The sequence below is a fragment of the Candidatus Hodarchaeum mangrovi genome (assembly GCF_975850365.1).
The window spans coordinates 1-5,298 of sequence record NZ_CDLCQJ010000152.1; the positions used below are offsets into that span (position 1 = coordinate 1).

Consider the following 5,298-nt stretch of genomic DNA (forward strand, 5'->3'; position numbering starts at 1 on the left):
AAAGAAGTTTCTTTTGATCAGTTACTAGAATTTTCTTTTGCTTTTTTCATAATTGTAAAAGTATTCTAAATGAAAAAAAGGTAATATAGGAGAGAATGTCTAGATAAGGTTTTTATGTAAGCATGAATTAAATACAAGTAATAAAGGAAATTACATGCCAATTTGAAAGAAAAATCATTAGATGAAATTTATTTCTAGAATTTGTATTAAACAGTCTAAATGGATTGAATAGAAATGGCAAAAATCGGGAATAGACTAGCATGTGATAAATGTGGCAGGATAGAATCATCAAAGTTGAAAGTATTTCCTCTTGTAAAACCTACTGAAAAAATGAATCATATTTGTGAAAATTGTAGACAACAATTATATTATGATAATATTACTGTTGTAACAAAGAATGATTAAAAAATTTAAATTATCCTCAACATCTATCATTATACAGAATTGGATTTTGGTTTTTAAATGAGTAAGAAGAGCATTCTCAGGCTATAATACATCTATTTTAAGATAATTTTATGGATATCAGTATAAATAGCTCCTTGTGGTGTTAAATCACTCTTCTTTAGTATTACTTCTGTAATTATTTGAGTTCCAAAACTTGTTTCCTGGTTCTGTTTGATATGCTCCTGAAGGTTTAATTTATTTGGAGGACTTAATTTTGAAATTCTTGCCAAAGTTAAATGAGGTGAAAACCCTCTTTTTTCTCGTAAAAATCCTTCCTCATACATTAAATCTTCTATTTGAGCTGATAACTTTTTAAGTCTCTCAGCTCCCTCTGAAATTCCTATCCAAACTACTCTCATATAATTCAAACTAGGAAAACAACCCATACCCTTTAATTGGATGTTAAATTGAGGGGAATTGATTTTCTGAAGTTGATTTTTTATTTTCTCGATTTGTACATCAGAAATTTCTCCTAGAAATTTCAATGTCAAATGTATTTGTTTAAGTTTACTAGTACGGATTCCAAGCTTGGAAAGGATAAAAATTTGAGCCTCAAGAGAGTTTAAAATAATAGGATCATTAATTTCTACACAAATAAAGGTTCTTACCATATGTAATTCCACCAGAGTAAAACTTAGAAAGAAATTTAATTTAAATTGTCATTTTAGGTGAATTTTAACAAGGTTTAAGAATTTCGGTTAGATAAATATTTTAAGAAATGTAGGTTCAGAATATTAAGTTTTATTTATTTAGACTAATTGTGGAAGAAACATTGGTTAAATGGTCTATATCCAAGTTGTTCATGATAAGTTTTGGGTCACTGCTTCTAATCACAGGAGGATTATGCCTGTTAAAACTTTTAAATGATCCTTTATGGCCAGGTTATTGGTTTTTCTTTTCACTTTCTCTATTAATCCCTGGAACGATATTTTTTATTTCAGGAATCCTCTATGACCCTAATTATAAGAAAAACGAAAAAATTATCAGTCAGAAACAGGCACTAGATGAAGTAAATGCAAGAGTTATACAGATAAAAACTAAAGGGGGATTTTAATAAAACTCGAGGTCTTGTTTTGAACGAAGATAACTTTCTGGATACACCAATTTATTATCAAAAGACAAAAATTTCTCATTTTGTACCAAAAGCTGCAAGAGTAAGTTATCTCCAAGTACCTAAATTACAACTATTAGATGATTTCAAAAAAGCTTTAATTGAATCCCTTAGAAACCCAAATAACACATTTAGTTTAGAAAACATGATTACTTCGACCTATCGTGTTGGTAAACCCATTGTAATATTAATTGATGACCATACTAGGCCCAATGTTCATACACGGCTACTATTACCGATCTTGAAGAAGTATTTATTGGAATTTGGAGTTAAACGAAATGATATTTGGTTATTAATAGCAACAGGAACCCATATTCCCCCAACTCCTGAACAGATTAAACGGAATATTTTAGGATCATTATTTGAAGATTGGAAAGATTATCTTTGGATTCATGATTGCGATGATATTGATAACCATGAGTACTTGGGAGAATCGTCTCTTGGAACACCAATATTAATTGATAAACGTACACTTGGAAGCAGTATTATTATACCATTAAGTGATTCTGAATATCATTATTTTGCTGGAGTAGCTGGTTCGGTAAAACTTTTTGTGCCAGGAGTAAGTGCAAGAAAGACTGTTCGCGTAAATCATTCACGAATTTTTGATATAGAAACTGGATTTCGAAAAGAATGTCAGATGGGAAATATTGAAGGTAATATAGCAATAGGAGATATTCGGGAAATAGTGCATATTCTTATCAAAAAACATGGACTCAAAGTCTTTGTAATAGATGCAATTTTACATAATGGAAATTTTATTGCTATAAATTCAGGTGATCCACTTAGTATTCATGAAAAAGCGCTCCAAGAATTATCTAAAATACGAAATGTCCCTATACATGAAAAAGCTGATATAGTTATTGTTTCTAAACCATCTGTGGATTTCTATCAAGCTGGAAAAGGAATAAATGCTGCAAGTCACGCAGTAAAACAAGGAGGAACAATAATTCTTTTAGCAGAATGTTCAGAGGGATATGGACCTGCTGATTATTTTGAAACTATGGAAAGGGTAAAAAACCTTTCTTTTAAAGAAGCAATGCAGTGGGTAATTAAGAATAAATGCTCTGAAAACACCTTTGAGATTGGAATTCAAAATGCAGTGGATATTTTCCGTATATTACAGCTCACAGAGGGTCATATTTTTGTTATATCTCAAATGAATACAGGGGAACTTCAGGATATATTTCGAGTATCTGCTCTTCCTTCTTCTTCCCCGCAAGAAGCACTCAAGCTATTTATTGAAAGATTCCTTAAGAAAAATCCCAAGGCATTAATTTATGTATTTGAAGATTACAATATTCTTCCAATTCTTACTCCGTAGAAATCCTAAGGAAAATGTGTACTTCATAATAATTAAAAAGATAACCTTTGTTATTTTCTTCAAGAGGTGAAATGATAAGGTGCAAAGGTGGAAATGGTTTTGTATCTCAATTTTATTAGTGGTAATCTTTGTAAATAAATTTGATTCTGTTCAAGGATCACCAAATTCATTAATTCCAATAATTGAGTCCCCTGTTTCTGAAATCCACTCCCTTGTTGGACTTGCCTTTAATCTAAGTTTTGTAATCATAGATGATGATCCTAGGAATTATTCATTGCAACAGGGAGTCCAAGGACAACTAATATCTACAGGTTATATCGAATCTCGATTTCTTGAATTTGAAATAAATTACGTGCCATTAGGTAACTATAGCTATACATTATATGTGATGGATTATTCTGGAAATACGGCAAATAAGACAATTCTTGTATATATTGAATTAGAATCTGAAACTACTTCTGAATCATATCCCACAGAACCAGTAAAAGCCACAAGCTTTGAATTTCACTTTATTTTACTTGGTTATCTTTGTTTTATCTATATAATGCGGAAACGAAGGTAGTAAGTGACTCAAGTGAGAATCCAAGGAAGCAAAAATGTAAAAATTTTCATTTTCCTGATTCTAACAACCAGTTTTTTGACAGTTTTTGATAATAAGAATATTAATGACAACAAATTGATATTCAAGAATATTATTACCTCTACACAAAATTGGAACTCATTTAATCTTGGAATAGATATTCAAGAGACTATTACTGGAGTTGTAAACATCTATAATAAGTCAGAAAGCATAAATAATTTTATTATTGGTTTTAAAACTCAAATCTTAGGATATCAAAGTTCTAGTACTTCTAATGAGCAGAAATGGAGTCTTTTCATAACTTCAGGATATATTCGTGCAATAATCAGAAATTCTCTTCTTAATTCTCAAATAAGTGGGGCATATATTTCTCTTTCAAATGGCACAATTCTTTCTATCTCAGGAACAGGAAAAATTCTTTGGCAAAAAGATATTAGTAATAAAACATTATCTTCACTTGGTCTAATAGCTATAAACAATAGTGAAGATCATTATATAGTTACTGGAGGAGATGAGAAAAGGCTCTATTGGCTTAATTCCAGCGGAAATATTGTTAAAAATAATTCAATAAATTCAGAAATAATAGCTTTAAAGACACTTGGGGAGAATGCGCTTGTGGGAACACTCACGGGAGATATTTACGCATATAAAGGATTAGATTTGGCATGGAACTATTCGCTTGGATTAAATCCAGTTTTGGGATTAAATTTTAATGAGCATATTGTTGTTGCATATAGTTATGACCATGACATTATATTCTTGAATCCGATAACAGGAATTCGTGTTTTCCAATTATCTTTAGGAAATTTGTTGATTGATTCAATCTATTTTGATTCTAATAATACAGATTATGTTTACATGGCTGCAAGTTCAGGAGAATTATTAGCAATCCAGATTTCAACTCAATTAAAGACATGGAGCTCATTAGTTTACCCTACTACCCTTAGTTTTTGTGAATTTACTGGAGATCCAAACATTGATCTGATTGTTGGAACAAAAGGTGGATCAGTTATAGTTTTTAACCAAACAATTGGAGTTTCAATAAGCGATCAGGATTTAATTCTAGGCCAGGTAGAAATTTCATTGATAATACCCTTTCAATATAATAATGATAATATTACTGATCTTTTAATAGGTACTTTGAGGCGAGGATTGTGGGTCGTTGAAGGAAAAGATCTTACTTCACCAAAATTTTTGGAAATATCTTTAGAACTTGTAACATATAATAGTTTCAATGTTCAAATAGTTGTGAATGAAAAGGTTAGAGTTGTAATCCGTTATGGAATAGAATCACTTGATCAAGCAATATCAAAAAATGAATACCAATTTAACCATACCATGTATCTCGTAAACTTGCAAGCAGAATCAAACTATTTTATACAGATTGAGATTTGGGATCAAGCAGATAACTCAGCTATATCCGAGATCTATAAAAAAGAGACTAAAACACCTCCTTTTCCATTTTTATTTGTGATTATTTTGTTAATAGTAATATTAGTAGTATTTAGTGCTATATCAGGCTTTTTCTATTATCGAAAGCGAAAAAAACATCAAGCATACTTGAAGGGGGTAGCTGCGCAAGAGAAAAATCACTATACTGAAGCTATTAAATATTATAGCAAAGCCCATGCTAGCGAAAAAATACTCGAACTTGTAAAAAGCATTTTGCATAACCCTGATTTAGCAATAGAAGCAGGGGAAATAATGCAAATGAAAGAAGTTGAAGGATACCTTTCAATTGCACATGACTTAATACAAGAAGAAAAAAAATTAAGAAATAATGAATAAATGCTTTTAGAGGATTTTCCATACCTTTTAACAAAAACTAGGATAAATAAA

6 protein-coding genes are annotated in these 5,298 nt (G+C 30.5%); 5 read left to right on the forward strand and 1 reads right to left on the reverse strand.

The annotated features are described in order from the left end of the window. The first annotated feature begins 234 nt into the window (after positions 1-234). The gene (locus tag ACWVCY_RS14660) at positions 235-405 is read left to right on the forward strand and encodes a hypothetical protein (RefSeq protein ID WP_455143820.1); all 171 of its coding nucleotides are present in this window, start codon (positions 235-237) and stop codon (positions 403-405) included. Positions 406-497: 92 nt separating this feature from the next. On the opposite strand, the gene thpR is transcribed toward ACWVCY_RS14660, so the two are convergent. Beyond that, a complete protein-coding gene (gene thpR / locus ACWVCY_RS14665; RefSeq protein ID WP_455143822.1) occupies positions 498-1,055 on the reverse strand; it encodes an RNA 2',3'-cyclic phosphodiesterase in 558 nt (185 codons plus the stop codon). 161 nt (positions 1,056-1,216) lie between these two features. Between thpR and ACWVCY_RS14670 the strand changes: the two genes are divergently transcribed. The 4 genes from ACWVCY_RS14670 (at position 1,217) to ACWVCY_RS14685 (ending at position 5,247) form a co-directional block, all read left to right on the forward strand. Then, positions 1,217-1,498, forward strand: a complete 282-nt coding sequence (locus ACWVCY_RS14670) for a hypothetical protein (protein ID WP_455143824.1) — start codon at positions 1,217-1,219, stop codon at positions 1,496-1,498. A gap of 19 nt (positions 1,499-1,517) precedes the next feature. Then, on the forward strand, positions 1,518-2,879 hold the full coding sequence (locus tag ACWVCY_RS14675) for a lactate racemase domain-containing protein (protein WP_455143826.1): 1,362 nt from the start codon (positions 1,518-1,520) through the stop codon (positions 2,877-2,879). Positions 2,880-2,958: 79 nt separating this feature from the next. Then, positions 2,959-3,441 (forward strand): hypothetical protein, encoded by a 483-nt coding sequence (locus ACWVCY_RS14680; protein WP_455143827.1) that lies wholly within the window; start codon positions 2,959-2,961, stop codon positions 3,439-3,441. 3 nt (positions 3,442-3,444) lie between these two features. After that, positions 3,445-5,247, forward strand: a complete 1,803-nt coding sequence (locus ACWVCY_RS14685; protein WP_455143829.1) for a hypothetical protein — start codon at positions 3,445-3,447, stop codon at positions 5,245-5,247. The last annotated feature ends 51 nt before the right edge of the window (positions 5,248-5,298 follow it).